This window comes from Flavobacterium sp. 120 (genome assembly GCF_003633605.1).
GTDB lineage: Bacteria > Bacteroidota > Bacteroidia > Flavobacteriales > Flavobacteriaceae > Flavobacterium > Flavobacterium algoritolerans.
Genome location: NZ_RBKZ01000001.1, coordinates 1868616 through 1893931, shown reverse-complemented (window position 1 = coordinate 1893931; position 25316 = coordinate 1868616). Strand labels below are relative to the sequence as shown.

Sequence of the window (25316 nt, the reverse complement as noted above, 5' to 3'; positions counted from 1 at the left end):
TTGCAAAAATAAAAAATAGTCCATATAAAATAACTCCTGTCCTTTCAGAATCAAAATAGAAATGATTGCGATTAATTATAAACAGAAAAAAAGATACAGGAAAGATAAAATGCAAGAGCTCCTTGGAGTTGATTTTCTTTCTATTCTCAGACAAATTTTTAAAATACAGATAGCAAATAGGAATTACGACTAATGATAGGTTTGAATATTTAAAATAAGTATTTCTAAAGGATGGATCGAAAATAAAATAGGTAAAACCAGATAAGAAGAAACGTAATGAAATTATAAGTATTAATAGAATGATGTATAGGTTCATTATTCTATTGGATTTATAATTTGTAAAAATTAAAAAAGTGGTTATAAAACCAATAATACCAGTAATAATGAAAAATAAATTTGAAAGCATTTTTGTTTAATTTTTATACGTTTAAAATTACAGTTTTTAATTTAAAGCTGAATTATTAAGTTACTAAAAACTGAAAAATAACACATTTCTAATCAAGAATAGGTTATTGTTAAAAACCATTTAGTTGAAAACAGCATGGGTTTATGGACCCATTTGAAGCTTTTCTTTTCTTCTTATTCCGATTTTAGAGTTACTAATAACTGAAAAGTTCTTACTAATTACTTGTATTTTCGTTTAACGGCATTTTTTATCGACGAAATACATTAATTTAGTTTAATATTGTTTAAAATAAATTTTATGAGGTACTTACTTATATTTTTTACCGTCACCTTTCACGGACAAGTTTTACATCATCAAATGCTATCTTCACAGGGTACATCTAAAAAATTACCAGATGGAATAGTAGTTACCCAAACTATTGGTCAACAAAGTATATCAGGAACTTCCAGTAATAATTATGTTGTCATGCAGGGATTTCAACAAAGTTTTTGGGGCAAATACATTGCTTCAAACCCAACTGAAGTGATCACCGCAACAACATTCCCTAATCCATTTGTTCAGACGGTGAGCTTTGAATTTTCAAAAGTCATTACCGAAGAAATAAATATCAACGTTTTTGATTTAAGCGGACGCTTGGTATTTGAACAAAAGAAAAAAGCAGACAATATGATTCTGACTATTGTACTTCCTTTATTACCAGTCTCCGAATATCTAGTTCGACTAAATACTCCAAGCTTTAGTTATTTCACTAAAATCATTAAACTATGATAAAAAAATACTTTTTGTTTATTACTCTTATTGCAACATATCAAGTTTTTTCTAAAGAAGTTTACCGCAGAATAGAAAAGAATTTTACCCAATATGCTTGTGACGCCGCTTTTGGAAAATCAAATTTAACTCCTTTTGATTTCTTTACTAATTCGTATTATTTAGGTGTAGCTAACTCATTTAATGATGTTAGATGCTATTCCTTTTTTTCGTGTTGTAATAATTCCTCAAAAAATCTTGATTATTTAATTCAATCAGGATTCATTGGGTCTACGACGTATTTAAGAAAAGGAAGAACGGCATAAGAATTTAGTATTGGCTTTAATTTTATAAAACTTAGATAGCTTTATTGCTGTCAAAAAAAAGTTACCACTTAACACTAATCGAACCGGATTTTGAATTCATTTCACTATAAATCAATTTAATCATGAAAAAAATAATTTTACTTTTTATATTTTTTTTGTGCGCTAAGAGTTTTGCGCAAACCAATGGAATAACGTATCAAGCTGTAATTTTGAACCCTAATGGAGTTAAAACATCAGATTTAAATAATTCTAATTTGCCATTGGCCAGCAAGGATATTTGCATGCAGTTTAAATTTATTGATGAGTTTTCAAATATTGAATATCAGGAAGTTATTAGAACTAAAACTGATTCTTACGGAATGGTTAACCTAATTATAGGAACCGGAACGCAAACTTCAGGATACGCCACTTCATTTGATAAAATTTCATGGGATTCACTTGATAAGAGTTTGGTAGTTGGTATAAATGTTAGTGGAGACTGTTCTTCATTTACGGAAATTAGTAAACAACCATTCAATTATGTTCCTTTTGCTTACTCGGCAATAAATGCTGTTAATGTTACCGGTGTGGTAGCAATTGAAAATGGAGGTACAAATGCAACTACAGTTCTTGGTACAAAAACTAATTTAGGACTAGAGAATGTGGATAACACGACAGATTTGAATAAACCAATTAGTGACGCTTCAAAATTAGCACTGGATTTAAAAGAAGCTTCGGCAAATAAAAGTACTAACATAATTACTGATGGAAATTCGGATATTAAATTCCCAAGTGTAAAATCAGTTAAGACCTATGTTGATGCGAGTGCTTCATCCAATTCAACAGCTTTAGCAACTGAAGTAACCAGAGCTACAACTGCTGAAAATGGTATCGCTTCGAATTTGGTGACTGAAACCAATAGAGCAACCACGGCTGAAACAACTTTAACAACGAATCTAGCTACTGAAATAACTCGTGCCACAACAGCAGAAGCGACAAAAGAAGCTTCAGCAAATAAAAGTACTGATGGAACATTTGCAACGAATTCAGATGTAAAATTCCCAACAGAAAAAGCAACAAAAACCTATGTTGATGCGAGTGCTTCATTGAATTCAATTGCTTTGGCAACTGAAGTTGCAAGAGCAACTACTGCTGAAAATACTATCGCTGCGAATTTGGTTACTGAAACCAACAGAGCAACTTTAGCGGAAGGAGTAAATGCAACAGCAATTACTACAGAAACAACCAGAGCAACTACGGCTGAAACAACTTTAGCTACGAATCTAACCACTGAAATAACTCGTGCCACAACTGCAGAAGCGACAAAAGAAGCTTCGGCAAATAAAAGTACTGATGGAACCTTTGCAACGAATTCAGATGTGAAATTCCCAACAGAAAAAGCGACAAAAACCTATGTTGATGCTAGTGCTTCATCAAGTTCAACCGCTTTAGCAACTGAAGTTGCAAGAGCAACTACTGCTGAAAATACTATCGCTACGAATTTGGTTTCTGAAACCAACAGAGCAACTTTAGCGGAAGGAATAAATGCAACTGCAATTACTACAGAAACCAACAGAGCAACTACTGCAGAAACAACTTTAGCCACGAATCTATCCACTGAAATAACTCGTGCCACTACAGCCGAAGCTACCAAAGAAGCTTCAGCAAATAAGAGTACTGATGGAACATTTACAACGAATTCAGATGTGAAATTTCCAACAGAAAAAGCAACAAAAACCTACGTTGATGCGAGTGCTTCATCGAATTCTACAGCTTTGGCAACTGAAGTAACTAGAGCTACAACTGCTGAAAATACTATCGCGGCAAATTTGGTTACAGAAACCAACAGAGCAACTTTAGCCGAAGGAGTAAATGTAACTGCAATTACGACAGAAATAAATAGAGCAACTACTGCTGAAAATGGTATCGCTGCGAATTTGGTGACTGAAACCAATAGAGCAACCACGGCTGAAACAACTTTAACAACGAATCTAGCTACTGAAATAACTCGTGCCACAACAGCAGAATCAACAAAAGAAGCTACAGCAAATAAAAGCACTGATGGAACATTTACAACGAATTCCGATGTGAAATTCCCAACAGAAAAAGCGACAAAAACCTATGTTGATGCTAGTGCTTCATCAAGTTCAACCGCTTTGGCAACTGAAGTTACCAGAGCAACTACTGCTGAAAATGCTATCGCTTCGAATTTGGTTGCTGAAACCAACAGAGCAACTTTAGCCGAAGGAGTTAATGCAACTGCAATTACAACAGAAACAACCAGAGCAACTACTGCGGAAAATGCTGTCGCTGCGAATTTGGTTGCTGAAACTAACAGAGCAACTTTAGCGGAAGGAATAAATGCAACTGCAATTACGACAGAAACAAATAGAGCAACTACTGCTGAAACGACTTTAGCCACAAATCTATCCACTGAAATAACTCGTGCTACAACTGTAGAAGCGACAAAAGAAGCTTCGGCAAATAAAAGTACTGATGGAACTTTTGCAACAAATTCAGATGTTAAATTCCCAACAGAAAAAGCAACAAAAACCTATGTTGATGCTAGCGCTTCATCAAACTCAACCGCTTTGGCAACTGAAGTTACCAGAGCAACAACTGCTGAAAATGCTATCGCTTCGAATTTGGTTACAGAAACCAACAGAGCAACTTTGGCGGAAGGAATAAATGCAACTGCAATTACGACAGAAACCACCAGAGCAACTACTGCAGAAACAATTTTAGCTACGAATCTAGCCACTGAAATAACTCGTGCTACAACAGCAGAAGCCACAAAAGAAGCTACAGCAAATAAAAGTACTGATGGAACATTTGCAACGAATTCAGATGTGAAATTCCCAACAGAAAAAGCAACAAAAACTTATGTTGATGCGAGTGCTTCATCCAATTCAACAGCTTTGGCTACTGAAGTGACCAGAGCAACTACTGCTGAAAATACTATAGCTGCGAATTTGGTGACTGAAACCAACAGAGCAACTTTAGCCGAAGGAGTAAATGCAACTGCAATTACGACAGAAACAACTAGAGCTACTACTGCAGAAACAACTTTATCCACGAATCTAGCCACTGAAATAACTCGTGCCATAACAGTTGAAGCTACTAAAGAAGCTACAGCAAATAAAAGTACTGATGGAACATTTGCAACGAATTCAGATGTTAAATTCCCAACAGAAAAAGCGACAAAAACCTACGTTGATGCGAGTGCTTTATCGAATTCAACAGCTTTAGCAACTGAAATTACCAGAGCAACAACTGCTGAAAATACTATCGCTGCAAATTTGGTGACTGAAACCAACAGAGCAACTTTAGCGGAAGGAATAAATGCAACTGCAATTACTACAGAAACAAATAGAGCAACTACTGCCGAAACGACTTTAGCCACAAATCTAGCAGCATCAATCACTTTAAGCCAAACTTTATTAGACCTAAAAGCGCCTTTGGAATCACCAACATTTACCGGAACAGTTTCTGGAGTGACAGCGGTAATGGTTGGATTAGGAGATGTAGATAATACAAGTGATGTAAACAAACCAGTTTCTGCAGCGACGCAAACGGCATTGGATACAAAAGCTTCGAATGCAGATTTAGATTTAAAAGCACCTTTGGACTCTCCAACATTTTCTGGGACAGTTTCTGGAGTGACAGCGGTAATGGTTGGATTAGGAGATGTAGACAATATAAGTGATGTAAACAAACCAGTTTCTGCAGCGACGCAAACGGCATTGGATACAAAAGCTTCGAATGCAGATTTAGATCTAAAAGCGCCTTTGGAATCACCAACATTTACTGGGACAGTTTCTGGAGTGACAGCGGTAATGGTTGGATTAGGAGATGTAGACAATACAAGTGATGTAAACAAACCAGTTTCTTCAGCAACTCAAACGGCATTGGATACAAAAGCTTCGAATGCAGATTTAGATTTAAAAGCACCTTTGGAATCACCAACATTTACTGGAACTGTTTCTGGAGTGACAGCACTAATGGTTGGATTAGGAGATGTGGACAATACAAGTGATGTAAATAAACCAGTTTCTGCAGCGACGCAAACGGCATTGGATACAAAAGCTTCGAATGCAGATTTAGATTTAAAAGCACCTTTGGAATCACCAACATTTACTGGAACAGTTTCTGGAGTGACAGCAGTAATGGTTGGATTAGGAGATGTAGACAATACAAGTGATGCAAACAAACCAGTTTCTTCAGCAACTCAAACGGCATTGGATACAAAAGCTTCGAATACAGATTTAGATCTAAAAGCACCTTTGGAATCACCAACCTTTACAGGAGCACCATTGGCACCAACTGCTACAGCAGGAATTTCTACTACACAAATTGCTACAACTGAATTTGTAACTGATGCTATTGCAACTATAAGTGCAAATACAAGTACTAATTTTGTTGATTTAACTACGAACCAAACTATTTCTGGGACTAAAGTTTTTAGCTCAGATGCGACTATTAATGGAGTTACTGTCGGAAGAGGTAAGTTTAATGAAAACTCAAATACAGCAATTGGACTTGGAGCTTTAGAAAGTAATGCTGGTTACGCAAATACCGGAATAGGTAGAGGAGCTTTAGCATTGAATGATAACGGAAATGGAAATACTGCACTTGGATATATAGCACTGTCTAATAATGTTTCTGGTGGGAATAATGTTTCCATTGGAGGTTCAACTTTGTTAAATAATATTTCAGGTTCACAAAATACAGCTATTGGTAATAATGCAGATGTTGGTTCTGATGGAATTACAAATTCAGTTGCCATTGGTGCAAATGCAATCGTAACTGCATCTAATACGATTCAATTAGGCTCTGATGGAAGTGGTTCTTTTAGTGCTATTACAGATGTTAAAACAAGTGGTAATTTAACTGCAGCAGGATATAAAATACCAAGTGGTACCGCGTCTCAATATTTAATGGCGGATGGAACTGTTTCAACTGGGGCTGTCCCTGTGAGAGAGATAGCAGATGAATTTACTGCAACTGCAGCTGTAATAAATTTTACTTTGTCGCAAACACCATCGACAAATAGTAAAGTAAAAATGTATGTGAATGGTATTCGAATTAGTAACTCAGCATATAGCTGGACAGGAACTACATTAACTTATATTCCTGCTAATAATGGATCATACACATTATCGGTAAACGATAGAATTCAATTTGATTATTTTTATTAATAAATAGCTTCTAATACAGTTATATCATGAAGTTTTATAAAAAAATATTTTTCTTTTTTTTGATCGTTGCCACTTTAGAGGGTTATGCACAAAATACTTTAGACAATTTAGGACTGACTGGCGGCACACCTGCAGCAGTTGCCTATAGTTTGAGGAAATTAAGTACTTCTTATGTTGGCAGTGCGATACAAGTTCGTCGCAGTACTGATAATGCCACACAGGATATTGGTTTTGATAGTAATGGAGATTTAGATACAACAACCTTACTGGCTTTTGTAGGTTCAAATGATGCTTTTGTAACTATTTGGTATGACCAAAGTGGGAATGGAAGGAATTTGATTAAAACAGATAATAACGTTCAACCCAAAATTGTATTTAATGGCACTTTTAAATACATTGGAACTAGAGTAGCTATCGATTTTTCAGGAAATAAAGGGCTAGTTTATTCTGGATTATTAAGTTTAGCCAGTATCACATCGGTGATAAAGTCAGAAAGTATGAATTGGCCGAGTTATCATACCATTCTAGAGGGAAGTCCCAGAATAGGAGGTATATTGGAATCTGGAGGTACTACATTTCATTCTAATGTTTATCCGCTTGCAATATGGAAAGATGGAATCCCAAAAACAACTGCTGAATCTCTGGCTCCGGTTAATCAAGCTATGGTTTTGTCCATTAGCACTCAAACCGATAACTTAACTCAAGTATTTATAGGCAATTACGATGGTGGTAATAGTGGAGGATCGATATTACAAAGCGAAGCAATAGGATTTTCAGCTTTAAATGTTCCTACTATTCGACTGTCATTAGAATGCAATCAAGGCACTTATTATGGAATTGCCATGACTTTGTGCACTACAGCAATAGTGATTAATCCTTCCTCTTCAACTCATTTAGAATGTGTAGGAACAACGGCAACCCCTTTGACTGTTCAGGCTTCGGGGCAAAATCTAACTTATCAATGGTACAGTAATTCTAGTTCCAGTACAAGCGGAGGAACTTTAATAGCGGGTGCTACTGGAGCTACTTTTATTCCGCCAACTACAGTTAATGGCACTACGTATTATTATGTTGTTGTTTCAGGATTGTTAGGATTGCCAGTTACCAGTGCTGTTTCGGGTGCTGTGATAGTTGAGACTTTGTCTACAGTTACTATTACTCCAGCATCAGCTAGTCTTAATTCAGGAGATTCAATTACACTGACTGCTTCTGGGGCCAGTACTTATTTGTGGGGTACAGGTTTGACTACACCTTTGGATCAAGTTCCAACCTGTAAGCTAGCGGTTGGTCTTCGTTTACTACGATCTGATTATACTGGATTTGCGGTTCGCTTGAGGCGCGATAGTGACAATGCGGAAGCTGATTTTGGATTTATAAATACTGATTTAGATACAGCTTCAATTAGTACTTGGCTGGGTGTTTCGGCAGGTTACTGTGTTAAACTTTACGATCAATCCGGGAATGGAAATGATATGATTCCATCTTCTGTTGGTGCACAACCACTTTATGTTTATAATGGATTGAATAATAAACCTATTTTAAGATTTAACACCGGACAAAACATAAAAAATAATGTAAATTTTACACCTCCATATACAGTAGTATATGCCGCAAAACAAACAGGTCCGAGTAGGGGTCGAGTTCTAAATGCTAATAACAATAACTGGTTGTTAGGTTGGTGGAATGGAAGTAAAAGTCAAGCTTATTTTGATGGTTGGGTTTCTCAACCTGGTGGGATATCAGCAGACAACAATCCATTTGTATATACAGCAACAGGAACTGGTAGTGCTTCAACAATTTTTGAAAACGGGATTTCTAAAACGGTTAATACAAATGGAGGATCTACTGGACCAAATGGTTTAAGGATTAATGAAAGTGAACCTTCAGATGCTGATGTGGCTGATATATTTGTTTTCAATTCTGTATTATCTGATTCAAATAGAGAAGCGATTGAAAAAAGTACTGCTTCTTACTACAATATTTATGGACAACCAATGGTAGCCGGCGAAACATTAACATTGAGCCCAACAGAAACGACCACGTATCAAGTTACTGGTTACTCTGCTAATGAAGGCTGTTCTGTTTCCAATAGTGTGACTGTAACCGTACTGAACAATCCCAATTTAAGCAATTTTAATTCACAAATAAAAACGTATTTTGATGGTTCTTATATAATTACACCACCAACTAGTGTTAGCACTGGTGCTATTACTTATGCAAGTAGTAATACTGCTGTAGCAACCATCAGTGGAACAACTGTAACAATTGTAGGAGCAGGAAGCACTACAATCACGGCTAGTCAAGCAGGGGATGCGACTTATTTTGGGGATTCCATAAGTGCTACTTTAACAGTAAATGCAGTTTCTGTTTTAACAAATAATGGTCAAATTTCGGCTACTGATTTTAATTATATTAATAAAAATGGGGCATTGGCCACAAGCAATTCATTGACTAAATACGGTCAGGCAGTTTCTACTAAATCTAACGATGGATTATCAGCAGCATCAGCGGGAGTGAATGCTTTACAAATAAAAGCCGATTATCCAAGCGCTGCAGATGGATTGTATTGGATTACAAATCCAAATATAAATGGAGGAACTCCTTTTCAGATTTATGCTGATATGACTACCGACGGCGGTGGCTGGACGTTGATAATGTGTAATAATAATGGTTCAGGTTGGGATGGGAATAATGCTATTTTAAGAAATGAAACGGCTCCAACGATTAACGGACAATATTCCATCATTGCTTATGCAGATTATATTAAAAAGAGCAGCAGTGGTTTTCAATATATGATAGATGCAACAACACGAGGGCGATGGGGAGGAATTTGGACAGCAAATCAAGCATATAGTTTTGTAAATACTAATAATACTCAAACAGATATTACTTTAAATACAAAATTTGATTCTTGGTCTTATCAAGGAAGTGGAATAGAACAAATAATGCCATGGTATTCTCCGGGTTCACAAGGAGCTATTACGACAAGTAATGATGCTAACGGTGATTGGTGGGGAACTTTAGTTTCAACTAATGGTTTTAGTCCTGCACCATGGTTAGGTTGTTGTGGCAATTCAAATCCGGGAATTATTTGGTATTGGGTACGATGATTTTCTCTAATGAATATAATTGCTTGAAATAGTTCTTGAGTTATTTCCATAAAAAAAGGTTCAACTGTAAAGTTGAACCTTTTTTAGTATTACAGAAAAAGAGATGATTTACACTTTTCCTAATGTATATAATTGTTCCATTGTAGGAGTTAAGCTTCCACCTTTTGGCTCAAGTGTGATTCCAAAAGCTTCTGCTTCATTAGCATTATTCACAGCAAATAATTTTTGCTCATTTGCATCAAAGTTTTCCAATAATCCAATGCTTGTAGGAGTCAACGGGCTTAATTTTAATGCCCAAACCTGATAAACCATTCCTTCTGGTGGCTCCGGTAAACCCGCAGCATCAATATAGACTACTTTAGTATCTTGATTCCAATATACTTTTGCAAAAGATTCTGGAGCAACTACTTGTCCACCAAGTGCTACAACAGTATTTTTAGTGTCTCTTACAACCGCTAAACTCGTTTCGTTAGCCGTGTTTTTTAATTTTAAGACATTAAATTCTTTCTCTAATTTAGCTTTCTCAACTTCAGTATTGGCTACTTGCGTAGTAGTTTCATCTAATTGATTGTATTGATATCCAATACCAACCAATAATAGAATTGCTGCTGCCCAACCAACATATTGTGACCAATTGCTGGTAGGCTGTAACTCGATTACTTTAGCATGTTTGAGTTCCAGTTTAGCTTTAATTTTTTCATAATTAGCCACTGAATGAAACGGTGAAAAGCTGGATGATAAAGCAACAATGGCTTTTTCTATCGCTATAATTTCGTCGTTAATTTCCGGGCTGTTTTTCGCCATGGTGCTTACTTGTTCGTTTTCGGGTTCACTTAGTAAACCGTAAACATAAAGCTCCAGGATACCTGATTCTATATATTCTTTTGTTTCCATTATACTTTCAAATAATTTCTTAAGTCATTAATACAATTTCTATTTTGTGTTTTTACTGTTCCCAAAGGAATTGCCAATTCATCAGAAGCTTCTTGTTGGGTATAGCCTTTAAAAAACAGTAAATCTATTATTTGAATACATTTTGGTTTTAGTCTTTTTACAAACTCTTGCAATCCAATAGTATCCATTTTGTCGACTAGTTTAGAACTGTCTTCAAAGTGATTTACGAAATTATCTGTAGAAAGGTTTTTTTGACTGTTATTAAAATTTTTTGAACGCAGTTTATCTATAGAAGTGTTTCTGGCAATATTCAGGATCCAAGTGTAGAATCTTCCTTTGCTCTCATGGTAAGAATCTATATTCTTCCAAATTTTTACAAATACTTCCTGAAGCACGTCTTCTGCTTCTTCTCTGTTTTTTACGAGAACATTTATAACCGAAAATAAACTTTTGGAATACATATCATATAGATGTGTAAATGCCCTTTCGTCTTTCTTATAAATTAATACTAATAACTCTTCTTGACTCATATCTTACTATTTTACTTATACAAACTTATACAATCTTATTTAGAAATGATTGATTTAATGATTGTCAAGATAATAAAAAAATTAAAACTAAAATAATTATATTTTATTTAAGTATTTAAGTAATTGATTATCAATTATTTAAATATTTAATTGATTTTTTATTAAGATTTTTAAAACCAAAAGAAACACTTTCCCGTAAATGCCTTTATAACCTTTTAATTTATAACAAAATGAAAAAAACAAAAATGATTTTAGGTCTATCGCTAGTGGCGATTTCGGGCTTAATATTAGTAGCAGCGGATCACATAGATGCTCCGGCTACAATGTCTGGAGATGCGGGTGATATTACTGATGTGTACGCCTTTCAAGGTCAAAACACAAGTAATTTAGTATTTGCAGTAAACACTCAAGGATTGTTAAGTCCTAATGCTACAGGTGCAGCTACATTTAAAGAAAATGTAATGGTTGAGATCAATATTGATAACACAGGTGACAATGTTGAAGACTTAGTGATTCAAGCAATCAAGAGAGATGACAAAATGTATTTCTTCGGACCAGTTGCTCCGGGAACTACAGGAACATCAAGTACAGTTAAAACGACTGCTGCTACAGGAAATGTTACAATTTCTACTTATGGCGCAACAGCTTTAACTGCTGAACAAAACGGAATGAAATTTTTCGCAGGACCAAGAGACGATCCTTTCTTCTTTGATTTAGGTCAATTTAAAGCAATTCTTGGAGGAACTGCTTCAGGATTTAATAATCCGGGTGTTGATACATTTGCAGGAACTAATGTAATGTCAATTGTAGTAGAAGTTCCAAAAACAATGCTAGGTTCTTCAAGCACAATAAATGTTTGGGCTGAAACTAAGAAAAAACAATAATTATTTTATTAAAAAAGTAAAAACATGAAATCGAATATTTACGATTTCCAAAACACTTAAAATATAAAGATCATGAGTAAAACAAATAAATTCAAAATTATAACAATCGCGCTAGTAGCTGCAGTTGTTTCAGTAAATTGTGATAATGACGATTCAAACGGTGGTTCTGTAAGCCTAGATTTTTCAGGAACTTATGTTCAGCAAGATCAAATGGCAAGACCGGCAATCAATACTGTATTCGTTGCTTCAGGGCAACCTAAAGATGATTTTAATGCTGCAATTCCTTCGGCAATGGGAGCTAAATATCAACCTATTTTTCAATCTAGATTATTAGCTTTGAATTCTGCATATACTACTAATGCTTTAGGACAAACAGCTGCTCAGCTTACAGGTCTTTTGGCTACAGATGTATTAGGAGTTTCTAAAACAGCAAAAACAACTTTCTTTGACGGAACTAATATCTTAACTGGTAGAGCTTTGGCAGATGATGTAATTGATGTTGAATTATTATTAATTTTTGGTGGTTCAGCTGGTACTTCTAACCCAGGTCTTACTAAAGATAATGTAAATGCAAATGATAAAGCATTTGGTACAACTTTCCCTTACTTAGCTTCTGCTTGGTAATATTTTCTAAAAAAAAACAGAGCGCTTGCAACAATTTTCGCTCTGTTTTTTTTATTACAACAAACAAACAAACAAACAAACAAAACAATTAGAGTATGAAAACTTTAAAAACAATATCATTTTTAGTTTTCACAATCCTATTTATATTCGGTTGCGAGACTAAATCAGAACAAATTACAAAGGCTGAAGACTATAATAAATATTTGACTTTAAAGGAAAATAAATCACTGACTTTTGCATACAAAGAAATTGATTTTTGGCAGAAAAAATTTGATGCAGCTCCAAACCAAATCAGTTATTTAAGTCAATTAGCATCAAATTACAACATGCTTTTCGAATATACAGGAAATATTAAAAACCTATATAAAACGGAAGAATTATTGACAAAATCAAACGAAGCGTATGATTATTCCAGAGTATCAACGATTCGATCATTAGCAAGAAATTACATTTCACAACACCGTTTCAAAGAAGCGTTGGAGTTAGCTAATAAAGCATTAGCAATAGGCGAAGGAAAAAAAGAAACCCAAAAATTATTGTTCGACGTTCAAATGGAATTAGGAAATTATCCGGAAGCGGTTAAAAATCTGAACGCCATTAGAGACATGAATAGTTTTGATTATTTGATTCGCTTGGCAAAATGGAACGATCACAAAGGAGATTTGGATACAGCCATAACTTTCATGGAAAAAGCGAGAGATATTGCTGAAAAAGACGATAACAAAGGACTTAAAATTTGGTCTTATTCAAACCTTGGAGATTTTTATGGTCATGCGGGAAGAATTCAGGAATCGTATGACAGTTTCCTAAAAACATTAGCATTAGATCCTAATTATTCCTATGCTTTAAAAGGAATTGCTTGGATAGTTTTCTCTAAAGAAAGAAATATAAATGAGGCAAATAGAATTATTGATGCTATAGCTGTTACTCATAATACTCCAGATTTTTATTTGTTGAAATCTCAAATTGCCCAATTTAAAGGAGATAAAACCAATGAAGTAAGAAATAGAAACGCTTATTTTTCTATGATGGAGAAAAATAATTATGGCGCGATGTACAACAAATACAATGCTTTGATTTATGCTGATGACAAAAAAACAGCTTCAAAAGCATTAGAAATTGCCAAAATAGAAGTAGAGCACAGACCCACTGCAGATTCCTATGACTTATTGGCTTGGGCATACCTAAATGTAGGCGAAAATAAAAAAGCATTAGAAATTGCTCAGAATCATGTGGTTGGAAAATCCTTTGAACCAAAGGTACAATACCACTTAGCAATGATATATAAATCAAATAATTTAGCGCTTAAAGCGAAACCTATTAAGGAAGAATTACTGTCCAGCTTGTATGAATTGGGACCTAATTTTGACAAAAAGGTAAATCAATTATAGCGTATGAAAAATATTATTTTAGTGATGATCACCCTTTTTGGGTTGTCTTCCTATGGCCAAATCCAAAAAGGAAAAGTATTGGATAGCGATGGTAATCCTGTTGAAAACGCCTACTTAGTGAATACAAATTCTGAAAGTCATGCGCATACAAATGAATTTGGATTGTTTAGCTTAGATAAAACAGTTTTGGGAGACGTTATAAAAATAACGGCGCTAGGATATAAAAAGTCAAACTTCACCATTGTTTCTTCGGATGACATAATCATTCTGGAAGATGATATTTTTAGATTGAATGAAATAGTAATCCAACCGAAACTTTCGGCTATGAATGTAATTTCTAAAATAGATTTGCAAACCACTCCGGTAAATTCTTCGCAAGAAATTTTGCGAAAAGTACCTGGATTATTCATCGGGCAACATGCCGGTGGAGGAAAAGCGGAGCAAATTTTTCTTAGAGGTTTTGATATCGATCATGGAACAGATATTGCCATTTCAGTAGATGGAATGCCAGTAAATATGGTTTCTCATGCACATGGTCAGGGCTACGCCGATTTGCATTTTGTAATTCCGGAAACGGTAGAAAAAATAGATTTTGGAAAAGGAACGTATTATGCCAGTAAAGGGGATTTTGCAACGGCAGGATACGTTGCTTTCCAAACTAAAGATAAAATAGAAAAAAGTAGTATTGGTATCGAAATAGGGCAATTCAACACCATGAGAACAGTAGGATTGTTTAATCTTTTGGGCAACCAAAAAACACAAAGCGCCTACATTGCCACAGAATATATTCTAACAGATGGTCCTTTTGATTCCCCCCAAAATTTCAATAGGGTCAATCTGTTAGGAAAATATTCAGCTATTTTAAGTGACAATAGCAAGTTTTCAATCTTGGCTTCTCGCTTTTCAAGCAAATGGGATGCTTCGGGTCAAATTCCGCAACGGCTGATTGATAATGGAACGATTTCTAGATTTGGTTCCGTTGATGATACCGAAGGAGGAAATACATCCCGAACAAACTTCAGTGCAAGTTTGAGTAAACCAATTGATGAAAATACGTTCTTGAAAGCCAATGCTTTTTATTCAAATTATCAATTTGAATTGTATTCGAATTTTACTTTCTTCCTGGAAGATCCAATAAATGGAGATCAAATTAAACAGAAAGAAAACAGGGATATTTATGGAATGAATGCCGAGTTGAATAAGAAAACGAAATTAAATGATGTAGATGTTTTGTTACAGTTTGGTGGAGGTTTTCGTGCAGATGCTACTAAAGATACGGAACTTTCTCATACTTTGAACAGAAGAACAGTTTTAGAAAATATAAAATTAGGAGATATTGATGAATCTAATTTGTTTTCGTACTTGAATTCAGAATTCAATTTTGGAAAATTGATGATTAATCCGGCCATTCGATTGGATTATTTCAAATTCAATTACCAAGATAAGTTGACTGAGAATTACAAAACACAATCGGAATCTAAAGTTAAATTTTCTCCAAAACTGAATTTCATTTATTCGCAAAATAACAATTTGCAGTTTTTTATAAAATCAGGAATGGGTTTCCATTCGAATGATGCTCGAGTGGTCGTTCAAAACAGTGGAAAACAAATTTTACCAACCGCAATAGGAACGGATATTGGTACCATCTGGAAACCATTTCCTAAGTTAATCGTGAATTCCGCTTTGTGGTATTTATTTTTGGAGCAGGAATTTGTTTACGTGGGAGATGCCGGAATCATTGAGCCAAGCGGAAAATCAAAACGCATGGGAGCAGAGCTTGGGTTGCGTTATCAGTTGAACGATTGGTTGTATTTTGATGCTGATGCAAATTATACTTATGCCAGAAGTATTGATGAACCAAAAGGTCAGAATTACATTCCGTTAGCGCCAGATTTCACCACGACTGGAGGACTAAGTTTCCAGAAAGTGAATGGTTTTTCAGGAGGAATACGGTATCGTTATTTAAAAAATCGCCCGGCAAATGAAGATAATTCTATTGTTGCCAAAGGTTATTTTATATCCGATTTAAATGTTAATTATCAATATAAGAATATCAATTTCGGAATAGCAGTTGAGAATATTTTTGATACAGAATGGAATGAAACACAGTTTGCAACAGAATCAAGGTTGCAAAATGAACCAGAAAGTGTCGAAGAGATTCATTTTACTCCCGGAACACCTTTTTTTATGAAAGGGAAAATTACCTATACATTTTAATACGCATTGAAGATTTGTTGTTTATTTGTTTGGAAGTCTGGCATTTTCACAATGTCAGGCTTCTTTGTTTTTTAACGTGTGTTTAACGAAAATAAATTTTAATGAGACAAATAATTGTCTATTTTTATAAAAAATTTTAAATATGAAAAATCTAGTATTTATTGCCACATTTGCTTTAATCTTATTTAGCTGTCAAAATCAGGCGCAACCTAAAAAAACTGAAACCAAAATGAGCAACGCATCAATAGCTAAAGAAACAATTTATCAGTTCAAAGTAGAAGATTTATCTGGAAACAGTTTTGATTTTGCTTCTTTGAAAGGTAAAAAAATCATGATTGTAAATACTGCTTCAAAATGTGGATTGACGCCACAATACAAAGATCTTGAAGCTGTTTATAAAGAATACAAAGACAAAGGATTAGTGATTGTAGGTTTTCCTGCGAATAATTTTGCTTCTCAAGAACCGGGAACAAATGAAGAAATTGCTACTTTCTGCCAACTGAATTACGGAGTAACTTTTCCTATGATGGACAAAGTTTCTGTAAAAGGTGATGATATGGCTGCTATCTATCAGTTTTTGACTCAAAAATCAAAAAACGGATTGAAAGATTCAACTGTGGAATGGAATTTTCAAAAATACCTAATCAACGAAAAAGGAGAATTAGAAAAAGTGATTTCCCCAAAAACTTTGGTAACAGATCCTGAAGTATTGAATTGGATCAAAGCGTAATTTACTGATTTTAAAAAAGTAAAATATTTTAAAAGAGATTTTCAGTCAAATGAAAATCTCTTTTTTTTTTATGGTATGAGTAAGTGTCGAATATTTTCTAAAATTTGAACCATTAAGAAATTAAGTTACATTAAGAATCAGAGCTTAATTTTTCTTAATTTCTTAATGGTTTATTTTTAATTAAAACTTTTCGTTTTTGAAAATTTCTGCGACAGCGGCTTCGTAATTTCGGATGCTTTGCGCTTTTTTTATTTTTTTCAAAACCTTATGCGGATTTGAAAACGTAGCCGAAAAATATTCCCATAAATGGTACATTTTCAATAAAATATGTGTTGAACCCGAAAGAGATTCACTATAAATAGCATACAAAGTATCGTGAAACGCACTGAATAATTCCATTTTATTGGCAGGATATTCTGAAGTATTGTTTTTTATCATACTTGGTAAAAAAGGATCCGAAATTAATCCTCGGCCAATCATCCAATGGTCAATAGTAGGAAAGCGTTGTTGCATTTCATGAAATTTAGCCACCGAAGTAATATCACCATTGTAATACAGTTTATGCTTGGTGTTATCAACACATAGCTGAAACGCATCCAGATTTACGCCACCTTTATACAGTTGTTTCCCAATGCGCGCATGAATTGCAATATTTTTAATAGGATACGTATCTAAAATAGGTAAAACGTCAAGAATTTCTTCACTGTTTTCATAACCCAAACGCATTTTCATAGATACAATAATATCTGATTCAGTATGTGCTCTGTGAAGAATGTTATTGATTTTTTCTGGATTACTGATTAGACCGGAGCCCATACCAGATTTAGTCACCATAGGATATGGACAGCCTAAATTCCAGTTTAATTCTTTATAGCCCAATTCTCGGACATACTTGGCCACAAATAAAAATTCATCGGCATCGTTTGTTATCACTTGCGGAATCACCTCTAAATCAAGATTGTTCTCCGGAAGCAGGTCTCGTTCGTAGGACGGTTTGATAACCATTTTTCCGTTTAAGCGAATGTAAGGTGAGTAAAACGTATCAATTCCTCCAAAAATTTTGTTTTGGGCATTTCTAAAACGAAAGTCGGTAAATCCCTGTAAAGGCGATGAAAGTAAGGTATAGTCCATGAAATTTTTAGTTGTGCAAATATACTATAAAGTCTCAAGTCTTGAAGTCATAAAGTTATAAAGCCAAACATATTGAAAAAAACGAACCAAATTCTAGTTCAACTTCAATTATTCTAATATCAATTGCATGAAAACGGAACTGAGCCAACGATCGAATTTATAGCCGGATTCTTTAATAACGCCCACGGTTTCAAAACCATATTTTTTATGAAAAGCGATGCTTCCTTTATTTTCGGAGTCAATAACACCAATCATAGTGTGGTATTTTTGTTTTTTTGCCAATTGAATCAGTTCAGCTAATAATAATTTCCCAACCCCTTTTCCTAAAAATTCTTCGGCTACATAAACAGAATGTTCCACTGTAAAACGATAACCTATTTTATGACGAAATGAGCCATAAGTAGCATATCCAATGGTTCCATTTTCAGTTTCGGCTACAATTACAGGTAAATCTTGAGCCAATTTATCCTCAAACCACAATTTATGGGTTTCAAAATCTCGTGGCTCATAATCATAAATCGAAGTACTGTGAAGTATTTGGTGATTGATGATTTCCAATATTGTATCTAAATCGGTAAAAACAGCCGGTCTTATTTTGATTTCCATATAGAATTTATTTTCCTTCAAATTTAAGAAAACTATTTAAGATTAGAGAAAAACCTTTACATCTTTGTATCTTTGTTACTTTGAAACTAAAACAATGATTTACCCCAAAATACCTTTAGCACAAAGCATTATTGAAATTTGTTTGTCCAAAGGAATCACCACCATAATTATTTCTCCGGGTTCTAGAAATGCACCGTTAACAATAGGTTTTGTGAGTAATCCAGCCTTTCAATGTTATAGTATTGCTGATGAGCGTGCGGCTGCTTTTTTTGCATTGGGAATAGCACAACAAACGAAACAACCAGTGGTTTTGGTGTGTACTTCCGGTTCTGCTTTATTGAATTATTATCCGGCTTTTGCGGAAGCATTTTACAGCCAGATTCCTTTAATAGTGATTTCGGCAGACAGACCGCAAAGCAAAATTGATATTGGCGACGGACAAACGATTAGACAGGAAAATGTATTCGAAAACCATTCTTTGTACAATGCTAATTTGCAAGAAGACGTTTCAGCTACAAATGATTTAAAAATCAACGAAGCCATCAATACGGCAATCGCGCAAAAAGGTCCCGTTCACATCAATGCGCCTTTTGAAGAGCCTTTGTATGAAACCGTTTCAGAACTTTCAGTTGAAGTGAATACTATCGCTTCCGCAAATGTAACTCAGACAATTTCCATCGAAGACGTTTCGGAATTTGCAACAATTTGGAACAATTCCACCAAAAAAATGATTTTAGTTGGTGTAAATGAACCGAATACCATCAATGAAAAAATAATAGATTCTTTTGCGAAAGATGAGTCGGTTGTAGTTTTGACCGAAACGACTTCTAATTTGCATCACGATACTTTTATAAGCAACATCGACACTATAATTACGCCTTTTACGCATGACGATTTTGAAAATTTTCGTCCGGAAATTTTAGTGACTTTTGGCGGAATGATTGTTTCGAAACGAATCAAAGCTTTTTTGAGAAAATACAAGCCAAAGCACCATTGGCATATTGATTCTTGGAGAGCGTATGACACTTTTGGTGCTTTGACCAACCATTTTGAGGTAAATCCAAATGTGTTTTTTGATGTATTTCTACCACTTACAAACGCAACAGAAAGTAATTATTTCAAGCAATTGGACGCTGTGAAAGCGTTGCGAAAGCTAAAAAGTGATATTTATTTAGATAAAATTCCTTTTTCGGATTTTAAAGTTTTCGAAAAAGTGATTCAGTGTTTGCCAACGAACACTCAATTACAAATCAGCAATAGTTCAGCAATTCGCTATGCGCAATTAATAGACGTTCATCCTTCAATTGAAGTATATTGCAATCGCGGTACCAGTGGAATCGATGGAAGTACTTCTACTGCTATTGGCGCGGCTGTCTCGTCATATGGACGAGATGAAAAACAAACCGTTTTCATAACGGGAGATATTGGATTTTTGTACGATAGCAATGCATTATGGAACAATTATATCCCGAAAAACTTCAAGATTATTCTAATCAATAATGGAGGCGGAGGAATATTCAGGATTTTACCAGGACATGAAGAAAGTCCTGTTTTTAATACATTCTTTGAAACTTCCCATTGTTTAACTGCGGAACATTTGGCTAAAATGTATGGTTTTGAATATAATATTGCCAGCGATGAAGCAAGTTTAGCAACAAGTTTGACTGCTTTATATGCTCAAAATGAAAAGCCAAGTATTTTGGAAATTTTCACACCCACTTTGGAAAATGACAGCATTTTACTGCAATATTTTAAAGAATTGGTCTAATTATTTTCAGGTGTCCGTTAAAAGGCACGATTAAATGTTTAAATTTGAGAATATAAAAATCTATTAATCAAATATTAAACTTTTATTTATGAGTGCAAGAGACGAATTAATTGTAAAGTATGCTGCCGATTTGAAAGACAAATGTGGTGTAAATCCAGATATGGATTTGTTGACAAAAGTAACTATTGGTTGTGGTCCGTCAATTTATAATGATGATTCTGCAACGGTAGCCGGAAGTCAGCAAGCCGAGTTAGATACGGTAAAAAATAATTTTCTAATCAAGAAATTAGGACTTGCAGATGGACCGGATTTAGATGCAGCACTGGATGCAGTTATGGAAAAATACGGTCGTTCTAACAAAAATAAATACAGAGTGGTCGTTTATTATTTACTGACAGTTCACTTCAAAAAAGAGAGTGTTTACAATTAATATTTAATTTGTAAATAGTATCCATAAAAAAAGCGTTTGCCTCGGCAAACGCTTTTTTGTTTAGTATTGAACGCTTTTTAACGAATTGGTATTGGGAAAACCGGTAAACTGGAATGTCCTAATGCATCAACTGTTTGAACAGCAAAGAAAAAATTATCTTTAGAATATGGGATTTCGGCTTTTGTGTCTTTTACAAAAATTGCTTTTTCCCAATGTTGTGATGATGTTTCTCTAATCAGAATGTTATATCCATAAACTGATTTTCCCTCAGGAGCAGTCCATGCTAAAGTAGAAAAATTAGTCAAATCCTTTACTTCAATTCCTACGTTTGTTGGTGCTTTTGGAGACCAAGCCAAATTACTGAACGTAGCCAAGTTAGAACACGTTACTTTCTTCATGTATTCAAAGTCCATAAATTCAGCCAAATCACCGTACTGAATGTTATTTTCTTTTCGAACATTTTGATGTTGGTGATCGTAGTTTTCGTTCATTTCACAAAAACGAATGGCTGTAAATCCATTTTGACTGAAAGGAGTGTGATCACCACCACGTAAGAAACGGTCGTTACGATACACTAAATTAATGTCTAATTGTTCTACATATTGATTAGTAACCGTTTTGATGTATCGGGCTAATTGTCTGGATGGGCTGTCATTATCACGATTGGTTGATTTGCGCATTTTTGACTCCGCTTCTGTTTCTAAGAATGGAATTGTTTCGCTGAAAACGCGAACTTTAGTATTATCTCTCAATAAAGTTCCGCTGGATAAACTATTTCCAATCATGTCATTATTAATCATCGCAATTACATTCCATTTTCCATCTTTGGCAACATCTGCTAAATGCTTAGCCCCGTACAATCCTTGCTCTTCACCAACAACCGCCACAAAAATTAAGGTAAAAGGAAATTCTCTTTGGCTCATTATTCGGGCAAGTTCCATCATGGCGGCTACTCCGGAAGCATCATCATTTGCACCTGGTGCGTCTGATTTAGCATCCATAACATCTGAAGCACGAGAATCTAAATGGCCACTTATGATCAATACACGGTCATCTGTAGGCTCAGTTCCTTTTAAGGTCGCCATTACATTACCCAATTGACTGTCGGTTGCAATACGTCTTCCATCAGCTTTGATGGTGAAAAAATCAATCACAGAAGTCAGTCTTCCATTTGATGCCAAAGCATATTTATCAAATTCTGATTTTACCCAGCGTTGCGCCGCGCCAATACCGCGCGTGTTGCTTTTTGTGTCACTTAAAGTATGTCGGGTTCCAAAAGATACGAGTTTACGAACTGTAGCTTCCATGTTTTCCGATTTTACTTCGGCAACCATTTTCTTTATTTCGGGATCATCGACTGTGGTTTGTGCGTAATTGGTATGAGAAATGAATAGTAGTAAGAACAAACAGAGGATTGAGGTTGGTTTCATTAATTGGTTTTTTTAGTTTTCTCAAAGTTAGTAAAAAAGAAAAACAAAGTATAAGCGAAACAGGATTTTAGGATTTGTTTACTCTTATAATGTTCGAAATTTTGAAAAACAAAACGTTCTAATCTAGCCCCGATGGGAGCAAGTATCCCGCGCTTTTTGGCGTGAATACTGCGGACAGCGGGACAACTCGTGATGAAAGAACAGAAAGCGATGCTCCTAATAAAGAAAATAGCCATCGGATTTTGGGGTTATTTTTTTGTGGACGGTTTCTTAATTTACTATTTTCAAACTTCGTACCTTTGCGCTTTAGAAATTGAAAGAAAATGATTGAAATAGGAAAATACAATACGCTTACCATTTTACGCGATACCAAAGTGGGTTTGTTTCTGGGAAATCCAGAACAAGATCCTGAAGGAATACATGATATTCTGTTACCTAACAAATACGTGCCAAACGAATTTGAAATAGGTGAGGAGTTGATTGTTTTTGTGTATCTAGACCACGAAGAAAGACCCGTTGCCACGACATTAGAGCCTTATATATTATTGAATGAATTTGCACTTTTGCGTGTAAATTATACCAATCAAATTGGTGCTTTTATGGATTGGGGAATGGAAAAAGATATTTTGGTTCCGTTTAAAGAGCAGGCGCGTCCTATGGAAAAAGGGAAACGCTACTTGGTGTACCTTTATATGGACGAGAAAACCAATCGTTTGGTGGCTTCCAGTAAATTGAATCAGTTTTTAAAAAATGATCACTTAACGGTTGAAAAAGGGGAAGAGGTAGATTTGATTGTTTCTCATATCACTGAATTAGGAATTAACGTAATTATCAACGAAAAGTACAAAGGGTTGTTGTACAAAGATGAAGTCTATGATGATGCGATTCGTACGGGAGACCGCATGCGAGGCTATATCAAAACGATTCGTCCGGATAATAAAATAGATGTTTCGTTACAAATTCAAGGATATCAAAGCATAGAGCCGAATGCGGAGAAAATTCTTGACGAATTAAGAGCCAGCAGAGGGTTCTTGCGATTGACTGATAATTCACATCCGGAAGACATTAAAACGGTTTTAAAAATGAGTAAGAAAACTTTCAAGAAAGCTATTGGCGCTTTGTATCGAGAGAAATTAATAGAAATCAAGGAAGACGGAATTTACTTGGTTAAGGAATAAAAAATACTAACAATATTGATGTTTATTCTTTTGTAACCATTAAGAGATTAAGGAAATTTAGTTAAGAGGAGATTCTTAATGTAGCTTAATTTCTAAATGGTTTAGAAAAAAAATATAGTTGAACAATCTTTATTTATTTATTTATTTATTTAAAAAAAAGAAAGACTAATCATAACGGTTAGTCTTTCTCTTTTTAATACTGTTTTAGAATATTAAATTCTAGCAGCATTAAAATAAAATAAATTTAATTTTACTTTTAAAGTATATTTATCCACCTATAATGAACAATAGTATGTTCTATACTATTTTAAAAATATTAACTTAAGCGTAAATTACTTTAAAGAATAGTTTGTCTTTAAATGTACAATCACTTGCTTACGAGTTAAGAAATAATTTCACGATAAGGCCGCTGGTTTTCTATATATAGGAAGATAATTTTCTAAAACAATTTTTTATTAATGTCTCACTTTTGCAAGGACAAGAAAAATAAATCTTTATTTAACCGTAGGTGTTACTTTTTATTTTTTACTGCTGGGGCAAATGCTTGTAACATTAGCTCGTTTATCGGGGCTTTGAATATATTTTTATAAGTTATTACCGTAGAAAAAGGAGCGACAACATTTTTAATTGCATTCAATACATTCTTTTTTTAGGTTAATAAATCAGTGAAGAATCAATAATTAATCAAGATAAACAATTTGTATTCATCTGATTAGCTTGATTTAAAATTAAAAATAATTTGAATTACCTACTGTTAAAATGCTTTTTTTTAATTCTTTTTTAACGTTTTAAAGCCTTTAATCAGAGAAGGATTACCATAAGCTTATCTAAATAGAATAGATAAAATGTAAAAAATGATTTATTTTTACACTAAAATAATTTAAATCAATTGTAATGGATTGGATCACTGCCAAAGAATACGAAGATATCACTTATAAGAAATGCAATGGCGTTGCCAGAATTGCATTCAACAGACCGGATGTACGCAATGCGTTCCGTCCGAAAACGACTGCCGAATTGTATAATGCATTCTATGATGCACAGGAAGATACGTCCATTGGTGTCGTTTTACTTTCTGCCGAAGGGCCTTCGTCTAAAGATGGCGTGTATTCTTTTTGCAGCGGTGGCGATCAAAACGCGCGCGGGCATCAAGGATATGTGGGCGATGACGGACAGCACCGTTTGAATATCTTAGAAGTACAACGTTTAATCCGATTCATGCCAAAAGTAGTTATCGCTGTGGTTCCAGGTTGGGCTGTAGGTGGAGGACACAGTTTGCATGTGGTTTGCGATTTGACTTTGGCAAGTAAAGAACACGCTATTTTCAAACAAACGGATGCTGATGTAACGAGTTTTGACGGCGGATATGGTTCTGCTTATTTAGCCAAAATGGTGGGACAGAAAAAAGCACGCGAAATTTTCTTCTTGGGACGTAATTATTCGGCTCAGGATGCAATGGATATGGGAATGGTGAATGCTGTGATTCCGCATGCTGAATTAGAAGATACGGCATATGAATGGGCGCAGGAAATTTTGCAAAAATCACCAATGGCGATTAAAATGCTAAAGTTTGCCATGAATCTTACCGATGATGGGATGGTAGGACAACAGGTTTTTGCTGGTGAAGCTACTAGACTTGCGTATATGACCGAAGAAGCTAAAGAAGGAAGAAACGCATTCTTGGAGAAAAGAAAACCGAATTTCGAGAAAAAATGGTTGCCGTAAAAAGTTTAATGT

The 25316-nt window shown here is 34.7% G+C and carries 18 protein-coding genes; 13 read left to right on the top strand and 5 right to left on the bottom strand.

The genetic code is table 11. The features are described 5' to 3' along the window. The first annotated feature begins 703 nt into the window (after positions 1-703). The 4 genes from C8C87_RS08175 (at position 704) to C8C87_RS08160 (ending at position 9766) form a co-directional block, all read left to right on the top strand. A complete protein-coding gene (locus tag C8C87_RS08175; RefSeq protein WP_121342245.1) occupies positions 704-1174 on the top strand; it encodes a T9SS type A sorting domain-containing protein in 471 nt (156 codons plus the stop codon). Then, positions 1171-1479, top strand: coding sequence for a hypothetical protein (locus tag C8C87_RS08170; RefSeq protein ID WP_121342244.1), 309 nt, complete (start codon positions 1171-1173; stop codon positions 1477-1479). Before C8C87_RS08175 ends, C8C87_RS08170 begins: the two co-directional genes overlap by 4 nt. A gap of 122 nt (positions 1480-1601) precedes the next feature. Further along, positions 1602-6656 (top strand): hypothetical protein, encoded by a 5055-nt coding sequence (locus C8C87_RS08165; protein WP_121342243.1) that lies wholly within the window; start codon positions 1602-1604, stop codon positions 6654-6656. Between the two features lie 26 nt (positions 6657-6682). Beyond that, the gene (locus C8C87_RS08160) at positions 6683-9766 is read left to right on the top strand and encodes a fibrinogen-like YCDxxxxGGGW domain-containing protein (protein ID WP_121342242.1); all 3084 of its coding nucleotides are present in this window, start codon (positions 6683-6685) and stop codon (positions 9764-9766) included. A gap of 108 nt (positions 9767-9874) precedes the next feature. Here C8C87_RS08160 and C8C87_RS08155 read toward each other — a convergent pair whose 3' ends face one another. Continuing rightward, positions 9875-10660 (bottom strand): anti-sigma factor domain-containing protein, encoded by a 786-nt coding sequence (locus tag C8C87_RS08155; RefSeq protein WP_099715279.1) that lies wholly within the window; start codon positions 10658-10660, stop codon positions 9875-9877. Beyond that, positions 10660-11190 (bottom strand): RNA polymerase sigma factor, encoded by a 531-nt coding sequence (locus C8C87_RS08150; protein WP_099715280.1) that lies wholly within the window; start codon positions 11188-11190, stop codon positions 10660-10662. Before C8C87_RS08150 ends, C8C87_RS08155 begins: the two co-directional genes overlap by 1 nt. 230 nt (positions 11191-11420) lie before the next feature. Between C8C87_RS08150 and C8C87_RS08145 the strand changes: the two genes are divergently transcribed. The 5 genes from C8C87_RS08145 to C8C87_RS08125 all read left to right on the top strand — a co-directional run bounded on the left by C8C87_RS08145 (position 11421) and on the right by C8C87_RS08125 (position 17036). Further along, the gene (locus tag C8C87_RS08145; RefSeq protein ID WP_099715281.1) at positions 11421-12074 is read left to right on the top strand and encodes a DUF4331 family protein; all 654 of its coding nucleotides are present in this window, start codon (positions 11421-11423) and stop codon (positions 12072-12074) included. Positions 12075-12146: 72 nt separating this feature from the next. Further along, complete coding sequence (locus C8C87_RS08140) at positions 12147-12698, top strand: DUF4331 family protein (protein WP_099715282.1); 552 nt, start codon at positions 12147-12149, stop codon at positions 12696-12698. 95 nt (positions 12699-12793) lie between these two features. Next, positions 12794-14089, top strand: a complete 1296-nt coding sequence (locus C8C87_RS08135) for a tetratricopeptide repeat protein (protein WP_099715283.1) — start codon at positions 12794-12796, stop codon at positions 14087-14089. A gap of 3 nt (positions 14090-14092) precedes the next feature. After that, positions 14093-16306, top strand: a complete 2214-nt coding sequence (locus C8C87_RS08130; RefSeq protein ID WP_121342241.1) for a TonB-dependent receptor — start codon at positions 14093-14095, stop codon at positions 16304-16306. 229 nt (positions 16307-16535) lie between these two features. Continuing rightward, a complete protein-coding gene (locus C8C87_RS08125) occupies positions 16536-17036 on the top strand; it encodes a glutathione peroxidase (RefSeq protein ID WP_369800966.1) in 501 nt (166 codons plus the stop codon). Between the two features lie 180 nt (positions 17037-17216). Here the strand turns inward: C8C87_RS08125 and C8C87_RS08120 are convergent, their stop codons facing one another. Then, a complete protein-coding gene (locus tag C8C87_RS08120) occupies positions 17217-18167 on the bottom strand; it encodes a tRNA-dihydrouridine synthase (protein WP_121342240.1) in 951 nt (316 codons plus the stop codon). 108 nt (positions 18168-18275) lie between these two features. Continuing rightward, positions 18276-18773, bottom strand: coding sequence for a GNAT family N-acetyltransferase (locus C8C87_RS08115; protein ID WP_121342239.1), 498 nt, complete (start codon positions 18771-18773; stop codon positions 18276-18278). A gap of 94 nt (positions 18774-18867) precedes the next feature. Here C8C87_RS08115 and menD point away from each other — a divergent pair, with 94 nt between their 5' ends. Together menD and C8C87_RS08105 are read left to right on the top strand one after the other, a co-directional pair. Then, positions 18868-20541: a 2-succinyl-5-enolpyruvyl-6-hydroxy-3-cyclohexene-1-carboxylic-acid synthase gene (gene menD / locus C8C87_RS08110; protein WP_121342238.1), complete on the top strand. Its 1674-nt coding sequence runs from the start codon at positions 18868-18870 to the stop codon at positions 20539-20541. Between the two features lie 88 nt (positions 20542-20629). Continuing rightward, a complete protein-coding gene (locus C8C87_RS08105) occupies positions 20630-20971 on the top strand; it encodes a DUF2853 family protein (RefSeq protein ID WP_099715289.1) in 342 nt (113 codons plus the stop codon). A gap of 77 nt (positions 20972-21048) precedes the next feature. On the opposite strand, the gene C8C87_RS08100 is transcribed toward C8C87_RS08105, so the two are convergent. Next, a complete protein-coding gene (locus C8C87_RS08100) occupies positions 21049-22401 on the bottom strand; it encodes a M28 family metallopeptidase (RefSeq protein ID WP_121342237.1) in 1353 nt (450 codons plus the stop codon). A gap of 323 nt (positions 22402-22724) precedes the next feature. Between C8C87_RS08100 and C8C87_RS08095 the strand changes: the two genes are divergently transcribed. Beyond that, complete coding sequence (locus tag C8C87_RS08095; protein ID WP_121342236.1) at positions 22725-23579, top strand: S1 RNA-binding domain-containing protein; 855 nt, start codon at positions 22725-22727, stop codon at positions 23577-23579. Positions 23580-24473: 894 nt separating this feature from the next. After that, positions 24474-25304, top strand: coding sequence for a 1,4-dihydroxy-2-naphthoyl-CoA synthase (locus C8C87_RS08090; RefSeq protein WP_091170323.1), 831 nt, complete (start codon positions 24474-24476; stop codon positions 25302-25304). Positions 25305-25316 lie beyond the last annotated feature (12 nt).

What these genes read in the sequence shown, in the direction of transcription:
- C8C87_RS08175 (WP_121342245.1), top strand. Translation starts at nt 704, where the DNA reads ATGAGGTACTTACTTATATTTTTTACCGTCACCTTTCACGGACAAGTT.
- C8C87_RS08170 (WP_121342244.1), top strand. Translation starts at nt 1,171, where the DNA reads ATGATAAAAAAATACTTTTTGTTTATTACTCTTATTGCAACATATCAA.
- C8C87_RS08165 (WP_121342243.1), top strand. Translation starts at nt 1,602, where the DNA reads ATGAAAAAAATAATTTTACTTTTTATATTTTTTTTGTGCGCTAAGAGT.
- C8C87_RS08160 (WP_121342242.1), top strand. Translation starts at nt 6,683, where the DNA reads ATGAAGTTTTATAAAAAAATATTTTTCTTTTTTTTGATCGTTGCCACT.
- C8C87_RS08155 (WP_099715279.1), bottom strand. Translation starts at nt 10,660, where the DNA reads ATGGAAACAAAAGAATATATAGAATCAGGTATCCTGGAGCTTTATGTT.
- C8C87_RS08150 (WP_099715280.1), bottom strand. Translation starts at nt 11,190, where the DNA reads ATGAGTCAAGAAGAGTTATTAGTATTAATTTATAAGAAAGACGAAAGG.
- C8C87_RS08145 (WP_099715281.1), top strand. Translation starts at nt 11,421, where the DNA reads ATGAAAAAAACAAAAATGATTTTAGGTCTATCGCTAGTGGCGATTTCG.
- C8C87_RS08140 (WP_099715282.1), top strand. Translation starts at nt 12,147, where the DNA reads ATGAGTAAAACAAATAAATTCAAAATTATAACAATCGCGCTAGTAGCT.
- C8C87_RS08135 (WP_099715283.1), top strand. Translation starts at nt 12,794, where the DNA reads ATGAAAACTTTAAAAACAATATCATTTTTAGTTTTCACAATCCTATTT.
- C8C87_RS08130 (WP_121342241.1), top strand. Translation starts at nt 14,093, where the DNA reads ATGAAAAATATTATTTTAGTGATGATCACCCTTTTTGGGTTGTCTTCC.
- C8C87_RS08125 (WP_369800966.1), top strand. Translation starts at nt 16,536, where the DNA reads ATGAGCAACGCATCAATAGCTAAAGAAACAATTTATCAGTTCAAAGTA.
- C8C87_RS08120 (WP_121342240.1), bottom strand. Translation starts at nt 18,167, where the DNA reads ATGGACTATACCTTACTTTCATCGCCTTTACAGGGATTTACCGACTTT.
- C8C87_RS08115 (WP_121342239.1), bottom strand. Translation starts at nt 18,773, where the DNA reads ATGGAAATCAAAATAAGACCGGCTGTTTTTACCGATTTAGATACAATA.
- menD (WP_121342238.1), top strand. Translation starts at nt 18,868, where the DNA reads ATGATTTACCCCAAAATACCTTTAGCACAAAGCATTATTGAAATTTGT.
- C8C87_RS08105 (WP_099715289.1), top strand. Translation starts at nt 20,630, where the DNA reads ATGAGTGCAAGAGACGAATTAATTGTAAAGTATGCTGCCGATTTGAAA.
- C8C87_RS08100 (WP_121342237.1), bottom strand. Translation starts at nt 22,401, where the DNA reads ATGAAACCAACCTCAATCCTCTGTTTGTTCTTACTACTATTCATTTCT.
- C8C87_RS08095 (WP_121342236.1), top strand. Translation starts at nt 22,725, where the DNA reads ATGATTGAAATAGGAAAATACAATACGCTTACCATTTTACGCGATACC.
- C8C87_RS08090 (WP_091170323.1), top strand. Translation starts at nt 24,474, where the DNA reads ATGGATTGGATCACTGCCAAAGAATACGAAGATATCACTTATAAGAAA.